We start from the raw sequence: 20,628 nt of genomic DNA on the forward strand, positions 1-20,628 counted from the left end.
GTCCGAGAGGACTGCAGAAAACTACGAAAGTCCCTATCTAGAGAAAAAAGATGCCTCTCACCAATTTAAAATGGAGTGGACAGGCGTCTTTTTCATGCACCTTTTTTGTCCTGCTCTAAGGGGGATGGAGGGTGCAATCTGCCAATACTATTGAAATAAGACTCTGGTCGTATGATTATTCAATCTAAGGTATCTTTGTTATTTCTATAATTTTTCATATTCTATTTATAGAGCTTGAACTTAAGGAAAGAATAGCACATGATAAAAGAAAAGTTGTTGATAGGATAAAGGACAGGATAAGATCGGATTGGAGTATGAGAGAACATGAAACTACTGGAACTAGTCGAGCAGTTGTTTGCTCAATACGGATACTTAGTGCTACTGATTGGACTGCCTTTAGATGCCATTGCCCTGCCGATCCCTCCTGGGAATACAACATTAACATACACAGGATATCTTTCCTTTAAAGGTGTTTTGGATTTACTTCCAGCTATTGCAGCCGCTTTTGGAGGTGCTGCGATTGGCATGACAATCACATACTGGATCGGATACAACGTTGGATTTCCACTTACTAAGCGTTATGGTAAATGGTTATCGGTGAAGCTAGAGCATTTGGAAAAAACAAGAAAAAACTATGAGAAATATGGCAATTGGTTTCTTACCTTCAGTTTTTTTATGCCAGGGATTAGGCAATTTATTGGCTACTTTGTGGGGATCATACGTATTCCTTTTAGAACTTTTGCCTTCTATGCCTATTTAGGAGCGGCTCTCTGGGTGCTTGCTTTTGTGGGAATAGGATTTATCTTTGGAGAGCAGTGGCAATACGTCTTTTCTCTATTTGAAGCGTATTTAAAATATATTTTTATCGGACTTTGTGTGCTGCTAGCTGTGTTAGGCTACTTGAGACTACGGAAATTTTTGAAAATGAAAAAGAAAATGCTAAGCTTTAATAAGGAAAGACAGAAGCCTCCTTCCCCTTAAGGAGAGAGGATTTTATTATATATGTTTTTAGCTTTTCTAAAGCGTAGAAGGGAGACGGGGAGTGAATAAAAGAGCAAAAGCACGGAGTTTAGGAATTAAAGTGGGCAGGCTACCGACTGGAGAGAAAAATTGTATAACAGACGTAGCCGATGTCAGAGTCGGTCATGTCACAATAGATAGTCCTATCAAGCCTAATGCTCAGCTAGAGGGTGATTCGAATGAAGAAGCTCAAGAGGAGTACGCTTGTACAGGAGTTACGGCAATTCTCCCCCACGGTGGATCATTATTTAGAGAGAAGGTAGTAGCGGCAAGCTATGTACTTAATGGCTTCGGCAAAACGACAGGACTAGTCCAGGTGGACGAGCTAGGTCAAATTGAATCGCCCATTATGCTGACTAATACCCTTTCTGTTCCAGCTGTTACACATGGAGCCTTACAGCACATGCTTCAAGAGAATCCTGAAATAGGAGATACGACAAGCACGATTAATATGGTAACGGCAGAGTGTAACGATGGGTACTTAAATTCAATTAGGAATTTGTATGTTACGCCTGAACACGCCTTAGAAGCGATTAGACAAGCTTCAACGGATCAGGTCCCTGAAGGAGCTGTGGGTGCAGGCAAGGGAATGGTCTGCTTTGGATATAAAGGGGGGATTGGCTCATCCTCCAGAATCATTAAGGATGATTCGAGTGATTCTGATTCGACCTATACTCTTGGCTCTTTAGTGTTAAGCAATTTTGGAAAAAGAGAGGAGTTCCAGCTAGAGCGATATCTATCAAAAGTTGAGCAATTAGAAGGTCAACGAACAATTAGAGTAGATCAGGAAAAGGTACAGGCAAACACTAGAGGAGTAACAGTAGAAACGAAAGAAGCAACAATGGAAGCAACAACAGCAGACTTAGGAAAAGAAGTGCCTGACGGATCGATTATAATTGTTTTAGCAACAGATGCTCCATTAAGTGATAGGCAGCTCAAAAGAGTAGCAAAGCGCTGTGGTATAGGTCTAGGTAGGACGGGTAGCCATTTTAGTCATGGTAGTGGAGATATTGTGGTTGCTTTTTCGACGGCTAATAAAATTTCTCATTTTAATGAACAAGAGCTTGAACAAAAGAAGTACATCAGAGAGAATCACCCGCTGATGAATCTGCTATTTACGGCAGCAGCTGAAGCGACAGAGGAGGCGATAGTGAACTCCTTGACACAAGCACAGACTACCTCAGGGAGAAAGCAAAGGGTTGTAGAAGCTCTTAACTTTGACATAGGTAGAAGATAATCGAATAGTATCCTATTCTAAAAAAGTGGAAAATATATAATGTTTTCTTACTCCTGTCGATATATATAGAATAATAAGTGTAATAGATAGGAGAGAGGATATTGAAAAGTAAAAAAATAGCTATCATCATTCTTAGCCTTAGTTTAATTATCGTACTGAGCGGGTGTAATCTGCTTAATCAATTATCTGGAAAAAGTAATACCATGGTGACCTACCTTGAAGATACGTATGATGCTGTTAATGAATACCTTGTACTATTAGATAAGAGCAACGCTCTAACGGACTGGGAGGAGTGGACTGAATTTACAGAGAATGAATTTTTTACCAAAATGAATGGTATCTTGCAATCCTTGCGTGATGTAGGGGAAGAAATGAGTAATGAAGAGCTCTTAGCCATTCATAATTTATTAGTTGAATCCGTGGAAAAAGAGGTTGCTGCTCACCAGGCTTGGTTAGATGAGGAGTATGATACGGCTGAGATACTTTGGGAGGAAGCAAGCGAGCTCCATTATCAGCATGATACACAGATTGATGAACTAGCTAATAGCTGGGGAGTTACAATTGATTGGGAAGAGACTGAATAACAAAAAAGGAGCTGTATAAAAGTGTTACATACATGGTTTGAAAAAGGAGCTACGTTTGAGCAGTACAGAACAGACATGCAAGTGAATCAGCAAGAAATGCTGCGAGTGTATGAGCAGGTATCTTTCAGCACAGAGGATGAAGGCTTTTTTAAGGAGCTTAAGCAAAGGAAATGGAGAGGGATTGTCCTTACAGCAGATTGGTGTGGAGACGCTGCCCTATGTGTGCCCATTATTCAAAGGATGGCGGAGGAAAGTGAGATCCCATTACGTTATTTGATCAGGGATGAGAATCTAGAGCTAATGGATCAATACCTGACGAACGGAACATCTAGAGCGATCCCAATTTTTATTTTTATTGATGAGCATGGAGCTGAGACCCGAGTTTGGGGACCAAGATCTCCTGAAGTACAGCAGCTAGTGACAGAGCTAAGGAGTACTCTTCCCAATGCTGAAGACCCTACATTTCAGGAAAAGCAGCAGCAAATGTTCAAGGACTTTAAAGCGAAGATTAACCATGATTCAACAATATGGCGAACAGTTATCGATAGTGTCGTGCAGCGATTAAAATAATTAAGTGAACTTTTAAAGGTACATCCCTACATGTGATGTCCTTTTTCTTTACCTAATTGTCACAAATCCTTCACCTTCTACGCATTGAACAATTATTTCATGTCATGTATATTTAAACACATGAAATAAATTGAAGAAAATAAACTAAAATAAATGAATCCTATTCTTTCAAATGCCGTATAACTAGGGGAGGTAAGTGATGGACGATCAAAAGATTCGTCTAGCGATAAATCAGATTGACCAAGCTTTTTACACTGTGATGCGTTTACTAGGACCAAAAGTATCTGAGCTCCTGGAAAGGTTTGACTTAACTAAGGATCAATTTTTTTTACTAAGTATCATTTGTAAGGATGACCGAGTAACACCTTCTTTTTTGGCTCAGCAATTAAGAGTAAAACCGAGTGCTGTGACAGCCATGATTGATCGGTTGGCCAAGAATGAGTTTGTGATTAGGGAAAGAGATGAAACAGATCGCAGAGTCATTTATATTACGATGTCTGCAAAGGGAAGAGAAGCATTAAAGCACGCGATGGAAACAAGAGATCAAGTTATTGCCAAATATTTGTCTCAATTTACAGAGCAAGAATATAAGCATTTTATCTACGGATTTCAGAAATTAGAAAGACTAATTAAAGAGGATATGGAGTGAAATGTAGATGATACCAAAATATGCTGTCCGAAACCCTGTAACGACGATTATGATGATGCTTCTCGTTCTGTTGCTTGGTTTCGTGTCTTTTACAAACCTAAAGTTAGATTTGTTTCCTAATATTAATCCGCCTGTTGTAGCTGTCTTAACAACGTATCAGGGAGCAGGACCAGAGGAAGTAGCCGAAATGGTGACAAAACCTTTGGAGGAAACGATTGGAACAAGTGCAGGGCTTGAGACACTTCAGTCGAGAAGTAGCTCGAATTCTTCCCTTATCATTGCTCAATACGCATGGGGGACCGATGTTTCTGAGATTAGGGAGGATTTAAGCACCTCGATAGGTTTGGTTCCTTTACCAGATGGTGTTGATCAGCCAATAATCGTTAAATTCGACCCTACCATGATGCCGGTCATGCAATTCTCCGTATCCAATGGAGAAAGTATTGCTGAGCTTCAAGAAACGGTGGAACGAGTGATTGTTACACAGCTTCAGAACGTAGAAGGGGTTGCAAGTGTTAGTGTAGCTGGAGGATTTGAAGAAGAGATTTCTGTCGCTTTGAATGAAGAAAGCTTGAACGAATATGATCTGACTCAGGATCGCATTGTTCAATTAATCCAAGGAAATAATTTAACATACCCTGGTGGGGTTATCGAAGAAGAAGGAGAAAAGCTTAGCTTTCGTATATTAGCACAGGTTGAAACGATTGAAGCTCTTCGTGAGCTACCTGTTAGTATCGTTCCTACTGAAAACGGCATGAACATCGTCACGCTAGCAGAAGTGGCTGATGTTGAGCTTACTCAGAAAGAGCTGTCATCGATTGCTAGAACAAATGGTAGGGAAAGCTTATTAGTTAGTGTCCAGAAGGAAGGTACCGCTAATACCGTTGATGTCTCAAATGGAGTCTTAGATCGTTTGGATGAAATTAGAGACAGTCATAGTGATTTGCGCTTCTCTATTTCTAATGACCAGGGGGATATTATTAAGCTCTCTATTTCCAATGTATCACAAGCGCTAATCTTCGGTGCTATTTTTGCTATAGCGATTATCCTGTTGTTTTTACGTTCGGCAAGCTCTACGTTTATCGTGGCTATCTCAATTCCATTCTCTGTCGTGGCTACGTTTGTACTGATGTATTTTTCAGGAATGTCCCTAAACATTATGTCTCTAGGTGGTTTAGCTTTAGGGGTTGGGATGCTTGTCGATAACGCCATCGTGGTTATTGAAAATATAAACCGACATTTGGCTAAAGCAGAATCGAGAAGAAAGGCCGTTATAGATGCAACTGTAGAGGTAGGAGGAGCTATTTCTGCTTCAACCTTCTCCACGCTTGCTGTATTTTTACCTATCGTTTTTGTAGGTGGATTAATTGGGGATTTATTTAAGGAGCTTGCTTTAACGGTTGCCTTCTCCTTATTAGCTTCCTTGGTTGTTGCTTTAACTGTCGTCCCGAGCTTAGCGGCATTATTGCTGAAGGAAGGAAAAACGAGGGAATCGAAGGAAAACAAATTTTATAAGAATGTCATTACATGGGTTTTAGATCATCGCCTGCTTACCTTGTTTTTAGCGGCTATTGTTCTTGCTGGCTCTTTGTTCTTGGTTCCACAGATAGGAACGGAGTTTATGCCTTCACAGGATGAAGGAATGTTTACCGTTGATATAGAGCTACCTGAAGGAGCCTCCTTTGAACGTACATTAGAAGTGGTTGAGGAGATTGAGCAAGAGGTCCTGCGTATGACAGATATTGATGTTGTCACCGCATCGGTTGGTAATCCTGATGCTATGATGGCAGCCGTTACTGGGGGAGGAGAGAATGAAGGAAGCATCACGGTGAAGCTAGTTCCTCGTGATGATCGTTCTCGCTCCACGGGCAGAGTTATGGCTGAATTGCAGGATCGAGTAGAGGATCTCAAGGATCGTGCTGAACTAACGTTCCATGAGAGTAACTCTATGGAGCAAATGAGTGGAGCGACCAACTCTATTGAAGTACTTGTTTTAGGTGAAGACAAGGAGCAAGTAGCAGAATATGCGCAGGGGCTTTCTGATCAATTAGCGGATGAAAGTGAAATTCGAACGGTTAGTGACTCCTTAGAGGATGGCCGACCAGAGTATCAGTTTATTGTGGATAAAAACGCAGCATTTGAGTACGGACTAACATCCTATCAGATCGCAACTTTCATTAATGAGTCACTAAGAGGACAAGTGGCAGCCATGGTGTTTGATACCGAGGTACGAGTACACATGGCTGAGATCAATCAGTCCCAAGAATCTATTGAAAACCTAGTCATGTCAACCCCTACGGGTCAAGAGGTAACAGTGGGTGAGCTTGGCGAAGTTGTTCGTGGAGAAGGACCTGTTACTGTCGTTAGGGAGAACCAGCAGGATTCTGTCATCGTGACGGCAACCTTTGATGGAACAGATATGGGTACTGTAGCGATGCATGTTCAACGAGTCATTGACGACTATATCGATGATGTAAATATGGATACGAACCTATACAGCATTAAGATTTCCGGTGGAGTAGAGATGATGAACGAAGCGTTCTCTAGCTTATTCCTAGCTCTTGTGCTAGCGATTATCTTCTCTTACATGGTTATGGCTAGCTTGTTCGAATCCTTATTACAGCCATTTATCATTATGTTTACGTTACCTCTGGCTGTTACCGGTGTTATTCTAGGTCTCTTTTTAACTGATTATGCCTTTGGAGTTACAGCGTTTATTGGTATCATCATTCTCGTTGGTATCGTAGTGAATAACGCGATAGTATTTATTGACTACGCCAATAAGCTTCGTGAAAAAGGCTTCGCTGTTCGTCAGGCACTAATTGAAGCAGGACTTACTCGTTTGCGTCCAATTGTGATGACGGCAATTTCAACGATATTAGGTCTGATTCCGCTAGCGATAGGTGGAGGAGAAGGGGCGGAAATGCAAGCGCCAATGGCCATTGCCGTTATTGGTGGGCTATTTACTTCAACACTACTCACTCTAATCGTTATCCCTGTTATCTATAGCTTGATTTCGAGCATGAAGGGAATGCGCCAAAAGTGGAAGCTAGCGATGGAACGCTATAATGAAATTGAGGACGAGTTTGAGAGCAAGAAGTCAGAGTAAGAAAAAGAAGAGCAGATAAATGAGAGAAAAGGAATCCATCAAGCATGATGATAGGGTTCCTTTTCTTTGATACTGCTAGGTTTTTAAAAAGCAACTAAGCCTGTGACTTGCTTGGCTATTCCATAAAATGATAAAATAACTCAAATTAATGAGAGAGGAAATGACTGAGCTATGGAACAAAATGAGCAGACTCAACTAGGGGGTATTTGCTGCCGAGAAGGACATGAAGATGTGGCACATATATCAGAGCCTCTAAAAGAAAACCTAACAAGAAGACTGAATCGGATTGAAGGACAGGTGCGAGGAATCAAGGGTATGATTGATCGCAATGTCTATTGTGACGATATTCTGAATCAAATGTCTGCTGTTCAATCTGCCTTACACTCCGTATCTAAGCTGTTGCTTGAAAGTCACATGAAATCCTGTGTGATGGGCAGATTAAAGGATGGAGACGCTGAAGTCATTGATGAATTTACGAAAACAATATCAAAACTGTTAAAATAAAAAGAAGTTGCATACCTAGTGGGGGTATGTTATATTGTGAGTAAGATACACTCTAAACCGAATGTATGAAGGAGGATATTAGTTGTGCATAAAGAAACGTTAAAAGTAAGCGGCATGTCCTGTGGACATTGCGTTTCAGCTATAGAGGGAAGTGTTGGAGAGTTAGATGGAGTTAAGCTTGTGAAGGTAAAGCTTGATGACGGCTCGGTAGACGTAGAGTTTGATAGTAGTAAAGTAAGCTTGGCCCAAATCAAAGAAACGATTGATGAAGAAGGGTACGATATAGCTGATTAACTCGAATGCATTTTATATATCAAGAAATTTAATTTAGGATGTACTATGATGTCGTGTTGTTCTGTTACAGCACGATATCTTTATAACTTTCTATATACCCCCATTGGGTATAATGTAGGAGCTGATAGAGATGAGTGCAGATACTCAATCAACAATGAAAGTAACCGGAATGACCTGTGCTGCCTGTGCCAATCGGATCGAAAAAGGACTAGGTAAAATCGATGGAGTGGAGCAAGCCAATGTTAATTTTGCTTTAGAGAAAGCGACGGTTACGTACAATAAGGACAAAGTAAAGCCAGTCGACCTAGAAGCCAAAATAAATGACCTTGGCTACGGTGTGCACAAAGAAAAAGTAGATCTAGTTTTGACAGGAATGACGTGTGCTGCGTGCGCAAACCGTATAGAAAAGGGCTTGAGCAAGCTTCAAGGAGTCAGTCAGGCTAATGTCAATTTTGCCCTTGAAACAGGGGTTGTGGAATATTCTCCAGATGAAACCTCCATTAGTGAATTAATTGCTAGGGTCAAGAAGCTAGGGTATGGGGCAACAATCAAAGAGGAAGCGAAGGAAGATGCAGCTAAGGAAGAAGAAGTTAAACAGCTTTCAAAGTTTGTGTTCTCGCTTATTTTAACCCTTCCCTTATTCTGGACAATGGTGACTCATTTCGATTTCCTATCCTTCATTCCTGTCTCGGAGACACTGATGAACCCATTTGTTCAGCTAGCTTTGGCTACTCCCGTTCAATTTTATGTGGGCTGGCAATTCTATGTAGGGGCGTTTAAAGCGTTAAAGAATGGTAGTGCGAATATGGATGTTTTGGTTGCTTTAGGAACCTCCGCTGCTTATTTTTACAGCGTCTACCTGTCGTTTGAGTGGTTAGGAACGAATGAGATGATGGCCGATCTGTACTTTGAAGCGTCTGCTGTCATCATCACACTGATTATTCTTGGTAAGCTATTCGAAGCTCGTGCCAAAGGACGTACATCTCAAGCGATTAAAAAGCTTATGGGCTTAAGAGCCAAAAACGCCACGGTTTTACGTGACGGACAGGAAATTGAGGTTCCGATTGATGAAGTTGTTACCGGTGATCACGTCATCGTTAAGCCCGGTGAGAAAATTCCTGTTGATGGGAAAGTACTCAAGGGTCAGTCTGCTATTGATGAATCTATGCTTACTGGTGAAAGTATCCCGGTAGATAAGAAGGCTGGAGATCAAGTTATTGGAGCGACAATAAACAAAAACGGCGTTTTAACCATTGAAGCAACTCGTGTTGGAAGGGACTCAGCTTTAGCTCAAATTGTTAAGGTTGTTGAAGAAGCGCAGGGCTCAAAAGCGGATATCCAAAGAACTGTAGATAAGGTATCTGGTATATTTGTTCCTGTTGTTGTATTAGTGGCTGTGTCTACGTTCCTCATTTGGTATTTTGCTGTTGAACCAAGGGATTTAGGGGCCGCTCTAGTACCCATGATTTCTATCTTGGTTATTGCTTGTCCTTGTGCTCTCGGATTAGCTACTCCAACGTCTATTATGGCTGGATCAGGAAGAGCCGCTGAGCTTGGGGTTCTCTTTAAAGGTGGCGAATACCTTGAGAGCACTCAAGCTATTCAAACGGTCATATTAGATAAAACAGGAACCGTAACAAAAGGAGAACCGGAGCTAACGGACGTACTGGTTCGAGCAGGTGAGGAAGAAGAATTCTTAAGGCTAGTTGGAGCGGCTGAAAAAAACTCAGAGCATCCACTTGCTCAAGCCCTTGTAAAAGGAATTACAGGGAAAGGCATTGAACTGCCTTCTGCCTCAGAATTTGAAGCGATTCCTGGCTATGGAATCCGGGCTGTTGTGAATTCAAAGGAGCTTCTGGTCGGTACACGGAAGCTTATGAATAAGCATCAAATCCAAATTGAAGCTGCCCTTTCAGACATGGAGCATTTAGAGTCTAATGGGAAAACAGCTATGCTAGTGGCTATTGATCAACAGTTTGCAGGAATTGTAGCTGTGGCTGATACGGTGAAGGATTCCTCTAAGGCAGCTGTAAGCCGTATGAAGGAGCTAGGTCTAGAGGTCATCATGCTAACCGGAGATAATAAGCTTACTGCTCAAGCTATTGCAAAGCAGGTTGGGATTGAGCATGTCATTGCAGAGGTTCTTCCTGAAGAAAAGAGCCAAGAGGTACAAAAGCAAAAGGATCAAGGTAAAAAGGTAGCCATGGTGGGAGATGGTATTAATGATGCCCCTGCTCTGGCAGTAGCTGATATTGGTATGGCGATTGGAACGGGAACGGATATTGCCTTGGAGGCAGCTAATGTCACGCTGATGAGAGGGGATCTGAACAGTGTAGTTGACGCCATTCTTATGAGTAAAAAGACGATGCGTAACATCAGACAAAATCTCTTCTTTGCTTTTGTTTATAATACAGCTGCTATCCCTATTGCTGCTATTGGGCTTTTAGCTCCTTGGGTAGCTGGGGCAGCCATGGCGTTTAGTTCAGTTTCGGTTGTGCTGAACGCGCTCAGACTACAACGTGTGAATACAAACTAAGTTTTATATCGGAGGGATATGAACTTGAAATCAACACAGGCGAAAAAGTGGATGCTATATGCAGGGCTGTACGTTGCTCTTGTCATAGCGGCATATGTTGTTTATGTGAATTGGATACAGGAGGAACGAGTATCTCATGGGCATCATTCCAATGAGGATATAGAAGGAGGTCATGATCAGGAGAAGCATGATGATCATGAGCAAGGGGAAGATGAGAAGCAAGCAGATGGTCATGGGAATCATGGAGGACACGGTTCTAGGGAACAGAGTGGTGGAAACGGTCACGGGCACGGTGAGCATGGGGCACATACTGGGGAAAGTGAAGTCATTCCAACAGTGATGTATGAAGAAGGGGAAGGACTAACCATCAAATTAGAAAATGTAGCTGGCGATCCAGTGACTAGCTTAGAAATGAATCACGAGAAGCTGATGCATCTGATTGTGGTAAGCGATGATTTAGAAAGCTATAGTCATGTCCATCCTGTGGAGGCTGGTGAAGGTGAGTTCCATATTGCCAAAGAGTTAGAAGCGGGCACCTATCAGGTCTTTGTAGATATTAAGCCTATAGACTATGGTTACCATATAGAAGCTCTCCCCTTACAGGTTGGTCAAGTTCAGGGTCATAAGCACGCAAGTCTAACTCCTAGTCAAAGCTATATACAAACTGTTGATGGTGTTCAGGTAACCCTAGATACGGGAACTCTATTAGCAGGAGAGGAAGTAACGCTGAGTTTTGTTATTGAGAATGCTGAACCAGAGCCCTATCTAGGCGCAAGAGGACATATAGTCATTCTGGATGAAGCGGCCATTAACTTTATCCATGTTCATCCCGTTTCCGATGAGGAAACACGATTTGAAACAGTTTTCACCGAACCTGGGCTCTATAAGCTCTGGGCAGAGTTTCAATTTGAAGGTAATATTCATGTTTATCCTTTTGTTCTAGAAGTTCAATAAGGGAGTCTTCCTCCACTTGAATTAAGAATAGTGTTGATGTTGATGATGACAAAGGAAATCAAATGAAAGAAATCAGTTCCTAAGGGGGGCAGGTCATGGAAGCAGAAAAGAAAATAACGCTAGCTGTGAATGGGGGTATAGGCTTTGGTGCAAAGCTTTCCCCTAAGCAACTGCTTACTCTAGCCAAGCTCGTAGAAGAGGATACAGAGATAGAGCTAACTACATTTCAGCAATTATACATTCAAATTGCTGAAAGCAAGGTAGAGCAAGTAAAAATGGAACTAGAGGCTGAAGGATTCTCCTGTTATCCAGTTGGTGCTTATGTGAAAAGCCTACGAACCTGTAACTTTTGCAAAGGAGCAGAGGAGGAAGGGATGCCTGTAGCCATTGAATTAAATAGGCGAATAGCAGGTCATCCTGTTCCCTTTACTCTAGCTCCTGCCTATACAGGCTGCCAAAACGCCTGTGGCGAGCCATTGGTCCATGACATCGGTGTCATCAAACGTAAGGACCGTTATGAGCTGTATATAGGAGGCAAGGCAAAAGGAGAGGATGCGAGAACAGCCGTATTATTTCAGGATCAATTAACCCCTGACGAGTTATATGCTAATGTTGAACAGCTGTTGCAGATCTATCAACAGAACGGTAAAAAACGAGAGAGGTTTTTTAAGTTTATTCAGCGATACGGAATGGAGCGGCTTAAGCTTGAAATGGGTCTGTAGCAAAGTAAAGTGCAGTACCTAAAAAATAACTGTGTGTTAAAAAGAACGGGCTAATAGGCAACTGATTCTAAAAGAAAGCTTGTCTACCAAGTCTAAATAGATTAGAATGGGAAAAAATCAAACGGTAAAAGGTGCAACTTGTTAAGAGGAGTGTCTTAAGAACTACCTATTTTAACGATGATGCGGGGTTACGAGCTATGAATGCAGCTTTTTCACAATTACGATCCCTACCTCGAGGCATACCACTAATGCTTTTAAATGGGCTACTGGTTTCAAGTAGCTTTTTTGCGTTCATCCCTTATCTTACTTATTTTTTGAGTCAGCAGCTAGCTTGGGCCCCTATCCTTGTGGGGACTCTACTGATGGTCAGGCAATTAAGCCAGCAAGGACTAACTTTTTTTACAGGATTAATTGCCGATCGGTTTGATTATAGATGGATGATTACCATAGGTTTGTGGATCCGCGGAGTAGGCTTTGCGTCCTTTGCTTTTACGGAGCAGCCTATTCTGCTTTTTGCTGCAGCTGTGACCGCGGGAGTGGGTGGAGCTTTATTTGAGCCAGTCATGCAAGCATCTTTATCTGCCTTAAGTACGGAAAAGCAACGTGGGATGGTCTTTGCTTTTAGAAAAATATGCAATAATATGGGGATTGTTTTTGCCGCCTTAGTTGGTGCTTGGTTGATTAATTATGACTTTTTCTGGTTATCCATAGGCTCTGGAGTTATGTTTTTGCTGATTGGTACATTAACATTAATTAGGCTTCCTGTTATTAAAGTTGATCTGACAACAGCAAATTTTAAAGAGATGGGTAGTACCGTTTTGCGTGATCGTCCCTTCTTATTTTTTACGGGTGTTGTCACCTGTTTTTGGTTTTTATTTATGCAGCTTTATGTAGCTATTCCCTTATATATTGTTGAGCTAAGTGGCAGAGCAGATTCCGTATCTCTTGTCTATCTCATTTTTGCTGGCGTTGTAATTCTAGGACAATATCCCCTTCAACGTCTGTTAGAAGAATGGACACCTACAAGAAGGTTCATGGTTGGCTTTTTTCTAGCAGGTGGAGGTCTGTTTATTTTGGGAGCGATTCCTCATCTAACTATCTTTTTCATTGGGCTTTTTATCTTTTCGGTGGGGACGATGATGGTGGAGCCTACTATTTTTGACATTACATCACGTTTAGCGAAAAAAGGGCTTCTAGCTACTTACTTTGGCTTTGCCGCTTTAGGGATGGCGATTGGGGGAGGGGGAAGTCAGGGGGTTGGAGCCTACTTGTTAGACGTCAGCTACCGTATGAACTTCCCGCTGTTATGGCTCATTTGTCTGGTCATTAGTCTTGTAGCAATAGTTGGAAGCTATAAACTATCTAAGCAAATAAACCCTTTGTTTCAAAAAGAGTAGAAGGCTAGCTTTTTGACATTCCCTTCATTGATTGCTCCAAGTTTGCTTTAGCTCTTCAGCTTTTTCACCAGCAATTCCATAAAAGAAGATAGAAAGGAGCTCTTTGTACACACGTCTTTTTGTCTCATCATCAGGTAGCTGCTCTAGCTGTGTAACCATTTGGGTAGAGTACAAATTTAGGTATAGCAGGATGGTTTCAAGAGATAGCTCTTTATTAAAGAAACCAGTTGCTTTTCCTTCTTCAATAAAAGCAATCATTAAAGGTCGTGCTTTAAGCTCATATTCTTTTGTGATAGCCGCAATGTCAGGATGGCCCATGACAAATTCCTCTAAAAAATCTAAGTTAAAGCTCTCGAATAGCTGCATACGCTTTAAGAAAAACCAATTCAATTTCTCTATGAATGGAATAGGAGCTTCGAGCTGCTGGAGATATTCCTCCCATTTTTCCTCAAGAAAGTGCTTGATGACATGCGAAGCAAGCTCCTCTTTACTGCCAAAATGATTATAAATCGTAACCTGAGAAACACCAGCTTTAGCTGCAATTTCCCCAATACTTACTCTCCGCATGCCGTGATTCATAAACAGCTGCAGAGCAGCTTGGCGAATGCTATCCTTCTTTTTTTCTCGCCGACGTTCAAATCCGTTCATTTCAACCACCTCGAGCCTATCATACTAAAAAATATGAAATATTTCAAACTAATTATTTCATAACTATTGATAAATGAAAGATCTTCAAGTACACTAAAAGAAATAAATGAAATTTTAGATGGTGAATATTTCATAATTTCATTATCTTATAATTTGTATTCCGTACCTTTTGCGGTTCGGATATAAAAATATCTACAACTCCAATACTCGAGGTGATGATGATGCCAACCTGTCAAGTAAACGGTGTGACCTTATATTATGAAGTAAAAGGAGAAGGAAAACCTCTCGTTTTTACACATGGACACTCTCTTTATCACAAGCAATGGGAGCCACAGGTGGAGTATTTTTCCCAATTTTTTAAGACAATTGTATGGGATGCGCGTGGTCATGGGCATTCTACTCTGCCTAAGGGTAAGGTAGATCCTGATGATTTCAGTAAGGACTTAGTGGGATTATTAGATCATTTAGGCATTGATTCTGCCATTCTATGTGGACTATCCTTCGGGGGACATGTGTCTATTCAAACAGCATTTAAGTATCCGGAGAGGGTAGAGGGGTTAATATTGATTGGGGCTCCTTATACCAACCGATTCAATTTTTACGAGAGGTTCACTACACCAATCAGTAAATTCAGCCTGAGATTGATGAGCCTAAAGATGGTGGCCAAAATGACAGCAGACATGCTTTCCAAAATAAACCCTGATAACCATAAGTTAATCACAGATTCCTTCGGCTTAATGACCCGTGACAACTTCCTACGTCACTGGTCGGGGAACCTGCGTATGGACAGCAGAGGGCAGCTGCATAAAGTTAAATGTCCCACTCTCATACTTTACGGTGATAATGATGTTATGGTTGGAAGACAGCAGCAATCCTTAGCTGAGCAAATTCCTAACTCTACGTTAAAAGTGATTTCAAATGCCCATCATGTGACCAATCTGGATAATATTCATGAAGTGAATGAACAAATGGAGAGCTTTTTAAAGCCATTTAGGGAGTAGCTAAAGAACGATAAGCTAAAGAAAATAAAGCAGAGCTAGTCTCTAATAATAAGAGAAGAGACCCAAAATGAATAAAGGCCCCTATTGAATCTGTGGGAGTTCAAATTGTCATTAAGATATTGATGGAAATGATGCGCAAGGCCTTTCAACAGATTATGCTTACACATCGAGAAGATGAAATCATCCTGGTTATGCAGGCGCATGCAATTGCTGGCCTGTGATTAGTAAGGATAGTTTCCACTAGCCTAGTATTGTATAATCCCTTAAACTAAGATAAATTAGATAATAAAGATTAATCATGATTTAGAAAACAATTTCCAAGGGAAGGTACCTATGGCTGAAGAAAATATCACAAGAATACATGTAGACGGTAAAGAAATTATCTTAGTTGGCACCGCCCATGTATCAAGGCAGAGTGCCGAACAGGTAAAGGAAGTCATTGAAGCAGAACAGCCTGATACGGTTTGTATAGAGTTAGACGAGCAAAGATATCAAGCGATAATAGCCCAGGACCGTTGGAAGGAGATGGATATCTTTAAGGTCATTAAGGAAAAGAAAGCCACCTTTCTATTAATGAATCTTGTCGTGTCCTCCTTCCAAAAAAGAATGGCTAAGCAATTTGGGATCAAGCCTGGTCAGGAAATGATTCAAGGAATAGAATCTGCCAAAGAAATTGGAGCAGAGCTTGTCCTAGCAGATCGCAACATTCAAGTAACTTTTGCACGCATTTGGCATGGAGTAGGCTTTTGGGGCAAGATGAAGCTCCTGATGCAAATGATATTAAGTATTTTTAATAATGAGAGTGTCACTGAGGAAGAGCTGGAAAAGTTAAAATCGAAAGACATGCTTAATGGCATGCTAAATGATTTTACAGAATCCTTTCCTAGGTTAAAGAGACCTTTAATTGATGAACGAGATCAGTACCTTGCCCAGAAAATAAAAGATGCGCCTGGAGATAAGATAGTAGCTGTGTTAGGGGCTGCCCATGTTCCAGGGATAACAGAAGAGATTCACAAGGAACATGATCTAGTGGCATTATCAACGGTACCGCCAAAATCTAAGGTACCAAAGCTACTTGCCTGGATCATTCCAGTGATCATTATCGCCATTATTGGCTATACCTTTTACGCTAACCCTACTGCCGGTTTACAGCAAACGATTAGCTGGGTTTTATGGAATGGATCATTTGCAGCCTTGGGTGCAGCACTTGCCTTTGGCCATCCGCTAGCTATTCTAACAGCCTTTATTATCGCACCAATTAGCTCCTTAAATCCCTTGATGGCTGCCGGCTGGTTTGCAGGTATTGCACAGGCGATTGTTCGTAGGCCAAAGGTTGAGGATTTTGAAAATCTATCTGAGGATGTCTTTAGCCTTAAGGGCTTCTGGAATAACAAGGTTACGAGAATATTACTTATCGTTGTCTTAGCTAACCTAGGTAGTACGCTGGGGACCATAATTGGCGGAGCGGACGTCGTTCGCTTATTTATTGAAAATCTCTAAAAACATCGACACCCCTTCATTAAGTGTGATGAAGGGGTGTTTTCGTTATTTATCATATTCAGCACTTCAAATGCGTAGCATAAGTGGTTGGTAGTTCACAAATGATAGAAAGCTAGTCTAATCTAAATTGGGCTAGTCTAAGCTTTCACTCATCATTTCAGGTTGAATAGGCTAAGGTTGAACAACTTGTAAATGGGAGGAAAGCAATTGAATATTTACAGATGCTAGGGGCTATCAAAATGGTGTAAATATGGCGGAGGACGCTATCAAACGAGCAGAAGAGATAGGTGCACCTGAAGGGGTAGCCATCTTTGCCAATATTGAGCCCATTTACCCTGTAGATGCGGATTTTATGATGGGGTGGGTTGAGACGTTAAGCCCTTCTCCATACGAGGCAGCGATATATGGAGATTTTTCCGAAGGACATGATGTTAGAGCGGCTTTTGATCAAGCTGTAGAGGTTAATCCTTCAATTCTTGATGTAGCTATAATCTGGACACACCAGCCACAGAAAGGGATAACTACTAGGGAAAATGCCCCTGAGTTTAATCCCGGTACACCGGAGGAGGCGAGAGCCTTGATGTGGCAATATGGTATTGATGCAGAAACGTGTAATATTGATACCAATCTTTTTAAACGAAAGCTTTTAGATTACTTGTGGTAAAGTAACTTCAGCATGTACAGCAATATAAGGGTTTTTTGGTGTGCAGGAAAAATCATGTAGAAACTTTTAATTTGACTAGACCGTTTATAATAGTGAGCTAAACATGATAGAATAGATATTGTTAACTACGATGAAGGTGGTCTTTGCATGAAGAAAATAATAGTAGTAATCAGTATGGCGGGAGTTCTGCTTTTTACAGCAGGATGTGATGCCATGCCTTTTATAGAAAACTTAGGATTTAGTAACGGTGGCGCACAGGAGCCTTCAAATATAGAAGAAGATCCGGTTTCTGAGAATCAAGGGGATCCATCAAATGATGCAGAAGAAACACCTGAAGGGGAAGGGGCAACAGATACGAATCAAGAGGTACAGGTAGGAACAGAGGAGGAGACTTCTTCTACGAATGGAGAGCTTGATTTTACTCTAGAATCCCACTATTTTAACCAGATTGACACGGTGGATGGTCAGCCTACGATACAAAACCCTGATAATATCTTAGTCCTTGTCAATAAAGAGTTTTCACTTCCAGCAGATTATCGACCTGAAGATTTAGTGATTCCAAATGTGGCCTTTTCCTTTAGTGAAGATGATGAAAAGAGGTATTTGCGGCAGGTAGCAGCAGAAGCTCTAGAGGAGTTATTTGAAGCAGCCGAGCAAGAGGGGCATATTCTGTACGGAGTTTCTGGTTTTCGCTCGTACAATCGCCAAACGACCATTTTTAACTGGCAGGTTCAAAGCAAAGGGGAGGAAGAAGCAAGACGAGTGTCAGCTTTCCCAGGTCAAAGTGAGCACCAAACGGGTCTAACGATAGATATTTCTAGTGAAAGTGCCCAATTCGGTTTGACTGAGCTGTTCGGACAAACCACAGAAGGACAATGGGTAGCAGAAAACGCTCATAAGTATGGCTTTATTATCCGTTACCCCGATGGAAAAGAAGACATCACAGGCTACATTTATGAGCCATGGCATGTCAGATATGTTGGCGAAGAGATTGCTACTTTGCTTTACGAGAATGATTTAACTCTAGAAGAGTATTTTGATCACGTAAGAGAAATTTAACCCTAGAATTATATTTTAGTAAGTTTTTGAGCTAGAGATTTTTCAAGCAAAGCGAAAGCAAAATTAGATAACTTCACGTACAGCCCGTATCACAGAAAGAGAGGTGGTAGGGGCTTCTTTATTTGTCTCAATATTTCGGGCACTTCTATTACTTATGTCAGGCTTTATGTTTTTCAGTGATGAAATAAATCGAACCTTTTCAGCAAATCGGACCAATATAGAGTAAAGACAAGCTGGAAAAATGAAGAAGTAGGGGGGTGCCAGGTGGACGATAAAGAGATTCATTTGTTGCTGAAAAGTATGAAGCTAGGGGACAAAGAAGCATTTCACGCTTTCTATATGCTTACTCATCAGCATATCTATCGTACGGTGTACTTTCTGACAAAATATAAACAGGATACCGTAGACCTTGTTAATGAGATCTATATTGAAATATTTGGAGCCTACGAGAACTACGATCCTGAATACTCTTTTCGTTCATGGCTGAATGGTCTGATTGCTCGCCAATGCCATAGCTATCACAGAAAATCTTGGAGAAAGCTACGAATTCTTCAAAAAAGCAAGCTCCTACATAGGGCAGAGAAGCCAGACGTTGAAAGTCATGTATTAAAAAAAGTAGATCGTGAGCAGATGTTAATTCTTGTAGATAAGCTTTCATACAAGCTGAAGGAGGTTGTGATCTTACGCTACTATCATGATCATACGCTAGAGGAGATTGCAGGGATGCTAGACATCCCTTTGGGGACAGTAAAATCACGCCATCATGCGGCTATCCAGAAGCTTAGGCAGTTTAAGGACTTTGCGGAAATTGTGAGAAAGGGGGCGTCGCCTAATGTCACTTGAAAATCAACTGAAACAAGAACTCATAAGCATAGAAAAGCAAATTGAGATTCCCGTAACATTAAAAGAGCAAGTCTACAATAGTATTGACGATCATTTAGCTAATGAGGGTAAAGCGTTCCAACGTTCTATGCGGAAAAAAGGTTTCTCGCGAGCTCCTGTTGTAACGGTTATAGCTATTGCTATCGTACTATTCTCTGGTTTTTTTATTGCTGATGCCATTGAAAGAAATACTTATAAGTTCTATACGAACAATGCGGACCCTATAGTAATCAGCTACGCCGACTACAACTATGACTATTCTGAAGAGCAATTGGAGAAGGTAAAACAAATCCAAGAACAGTTACTGCCTGGAGAGGCAGCTATTATTTACAATCCAGACTTTAGCTTTGAAGTGAAATTGTCATACGATCCAGAGTTAAATAGACCAGCGAGCATGGTGTTTTCTGCTTTTAGAAAGGTTAATCAACTCATTTACTATACAGACATCACCACTTGGCTGTCTGTTCTTGGATCTGAGTTTCATGAAATGAAAATTCCTGATAGGCTACCAAGAGGATATAGCTTTGAGCACGGCACGATTGAATCTGAATTTTATGGTTCTATGGGCGATGGAGAAAGTGAGGCTATAGACAAACTGAAAGAAAAGGAGGAGTTAATGGCTTGGGATTGGGTAAAGATTGACAATCAACTAGTTAGGCCAACTCTAACGTATAAAAATAGTAAAAACGATAGAATAGAATTTTCTAGTGATCTTGTTAATCTAATTGAGCACTATGAGATGACATTCCCTGAAACAACTATGGTGGAATCAATAATTGTTAATGGTCTGGAGATGGTTTATTCCATCGATGCTGATCTAGGTGCCAAAGAACACTCCTTAAATAGACAAGCATTATTTTGGATTGAAAAGCAAGAAGAAGAATATTACTCATATCGAATCTCAAGTGAATCTCAAAGTGTAACAAAGAAGGACCTGATTTTGATGGCTAAGCATATGCAAGGTGTAAAATCCATTTTGGATTAACTAGTCAATCAGGATAACAAGCTGTTCTTAAGTTTTCGAACGATTTTAAGCACAATGAAAGAAATAATTATGAATGATCCAACTTGTGCTAGTAGCCTCAAATAATCAAATTCATTCATTCTATTCACCTCATTACTTTATAATACTATTCTTGTCATGATGAGCGGATGGCTGTCCCATAGTGAAAATTTTATGGTTCAGCTTTTTCTGTGTGCCTTCATCTTAGCTTGTCTTTAACATTTCTCTTCTCATTCTATTTTCCTAAATGGATAATCTCCTTCACAACCCCGCTCCAAGTAGGTTCATTTCGGGG

The 20,628-nt window shown here is 41.0% G+C and carries 19 protein-coding genes; 18 read left to right on the plus strand and 1 reads right to left on the minus strand.

Features of this window, described 5'->3' with window-relative positions:
* Window positions 1-324: 324 nt before the first annotated feature.
* The 12 genes from J2S11_RS10530 to J2S11_RS10585 all read left to right on the plus strand — a co-directional run bounded on the left by J2S11_RS10530 (window position 325) and on the right by J2S11_RS10585 (window position 13,576).
* The gene (locus J2S11_RS10530; RefSeq protein WP_307394312.1) at window positions 325-981 is read left to right on the plus strand and encodes a DedA family protein; all 657 of its coding nucleotides are present in this window, start codon (window positions 325-327) and stop codon (window positions 979-981) included.
* A gap of 61 nt (window positions 982-1,042) precedes the next feature.
* Window positions 1,043-2,257, plus strand: coding sequence for a DmpA family aminopeptidase (locus J2S11_RS10535; RefSeq protein WP_307394314.1), 1,215 nt, complete (start codon window positions 1,043-1,045; stop codon window positions 2,255-2,257).
* Window positions 2,258-2,358: 101 nt separating this feature from the next.
* Window positions 2,359-2,841 carry a hypothetical protein gene (locus J2S11_RS10540; RefSeq protein ID WP_307394316.1) on the plus strand — a complete coding sequence of 161 codons (483 nt, stop codon included), beginning with the start codon at window positions 2,359-2,361 and terminating at the stop codon, window positions 2,839-2,841.
* Between the two features lie 21 nt (window positions 2,842-2,862).
* Entirely contained in the window at window positions 2,863-3,411 is a 549-nt protein-coding gene (locus J2S11_RS10545; protein WP_370875496.1) for a thioredoxin family protein, read from the plus strand.
* A 199-nt stretch (window positions 3,412-3,610) separates the two neighbouring features.
* Window positions 3,611-4,060 carry a MarR family winged helix-turn-helix transcriptional regulator gene (locus tag J2S11_RS10550; RefSeq protein WP_307394318.1) on the plus strand — a complete coding sequence of 150 codons (450 nt, stop codon included), beginning with the start codon at window positions 3,611-3,613 and terminating at the stop codon, window positions 4,058-4,060.
* A 7-nt stretch (window positions 4,061-4,067) separates the two neighbouring features.
* Window positions 4,068-7,169, plus strand: coding sequence for an efflux RND transporter permease subunit (locus J2S11_RS10555; protein WP_307394320.1), 3,102 nt, complete (start codon window positions 4,068-4,070; stop codon window positions 7,167-7,169).
* Between the two features lie 171 nt (window positions 7,170-7,340).
* The gene (locus tag J2S11_RS10560; RefSeq protein WP_307394321.1) at window positions 7,341-7,673 is read left to right on the plus strand and encodes a metal-sensitive transcriptional regulator; all 333 of its coding nucleotides are present in this window, start codon (window positions 7,341-7,343) and stop codon (window positions 7,671-7,673) included.
* Window positions 7,674-7,757: 84 nt separating this feature from the next.
* A complete protein-coding gene (gene copZ, locus J2S11_RS10565; protein ID WP_307394323.1) occupies window positions 7,758-7,967 on the plus strand; it encodes a copper chaperone CopZ in 210 nt (69 codons plus the stop codon).
* Between the two features lie 130 nt (window positions 7,968-8,097).
* Window positions 8,098-10,503: a heavy metal translocating P-type ATPase gene (locus J2S11_RS10570; RefSeq protein ID WP_307394325.1), complete on the plus strand. Its 2,406-nt coding sequence runs from the start codon at window positions 8,098-8,100 to the stop codon at window positions 10,501-10,503.
* Between the two features lie 24 nt (window positions 10,504-10,527).
* Complete coding sequence (locus J2S11_RS10575; protein WP_307394327.1) at window positions 10,528-11,457, plus strand: hypothetical protein; 930 nt, start codon at window positions 10,528-10,530, stop codon at window positions 11,455-11,457.
* Between the two features lie 95 nt (window positions 11,458-11,552).
* Window positions 11,553-12,179, plus strand: coding sequence for a nitrite reductase (locus J2S11_RS10580; RefSeq protein WP_307394329.1), 627 nt, complete (start codon window positions 11,553-11,555; stop codon window positions 12,177-12,179).
* 197 nt (window positions 12,180-12,376) lie between these two features.
* Window positions 12,377-13,576, plus strand: coding sequence for an MDR family MFS transporter (locus tag J2S11_RS10585; protein WP_307394331.1), 1,200 nt, complete (start codon window positions 12,377-12,379; stop codon window positions 13,574-13,576).
* Window positions 13,577-13,600: 24 nt separating this feature from the next.
* Here the strand turns inward: J2S11_RS10585 and J2S11_RS10590 are convergent, their stop codons facing one another.
* Window positions 13,601-14,224 (minus strand): TetR/AcrR family transcriptional regulator, encoded by a 624-nt coding sequence (locus J2S11_RS10590; protein WP_307394332.1) that lies wholly within the window; start codon window positions 14,222-14,224, stop codon window positions 13,601-13,603.
* A 221-nt stretch (window positions 14,225-14,445) separates the two neighbouring features.
* On the opposite strand from J2S11_RS10590, the gene J2S11_RS10595 reads away from it, so the two are divergent.
* From J2S11_RS10595 to J2S11_RS10620, 6 genes are all read left to right on the plus strand, one after another.
* Complete coding sequence (locus J2S11_RS10595) at window positions 14,446-15,225, plus strand: alpha/beta fold hydrolase (protein ID WP_307394333.1); 780 nt, start codon at window positions 14,446-14,448, stop codon at window positions 15,223-15,225.
* A 333-nt stretch (window positions 15,226-15,558) separates the two neighbouring features.
* On the plus strand, window positions 15,559-16,725 hold the full coding sequence (locus tag J2S11_RS10600; protein ID WP_307394335.1) for a TraB/GumN family protein: 1,167 nt from the start codon (window positions 15,559-15,561) through the stop codon (window positions 16,723-16,725).
* 211 nt (window positions 16,726-16,936) lie between these two features.
* Entirely contained in the window at window positions 16,937-17,389 is a 453-nt protein-coding gene (locus J2S11_RS10605) for a glycoside hydrolase domain-containing protein (protein WP_307394369.1), read from the plus strand.
* Window positions 17,390-17,602: 213 nt separating this feature from the next.
* Complete coding sequence (locus tag J2S11_RS10610) at window positions 17,603-18,448, plus strand: M15 family metallopeptidase (RefSeq protein ID WP_370875504.1); 846 nt, start codon at window positions 17,603-17,605, stop codon at window positions 18,446-18,448.
* A 264-nt stretch (window positions 18,449-18,712) separates the two neighbouring features.
* Window positions 18,713-19,291, plus strand: a complete 579-nt coding sequence (locus J2S11_RS10615) for a sigma-70 family RNA polymerase sigma factor (RefSeq protein ID WP_307394337.1) — start codon at window positions 18,713-18,715, stop codon at window positions 19,289-19,291.
* Window positions 19,281-20,315: a hypothetical protein gene (locus tag J2S11_RS10620; RefSeq protein ID WP_307394338.1), complete on the plus strand. Its 1,035-nt coding sequence runs from the start codon at window positions 19,281-19,283 to the stop codon at window positions 20,313-20,315. Before J2S11_RS10615 ends, J2S11_RS10620 begins: the two co-directional genes overlap by 11 nt.
* Window positions 20,316-20,628: the final 313 nt, after the last annotated feature.

This window comes from Bacillus horti (assembly GCF_030813115.1).
In the GTDB taxonomy this organism is placed as follows: Bacteria; Bacillota; Bacilli; order Caldalkalibacillales; family JCM-10596; genus Bacillus_CH; species Bacillus_CH horti.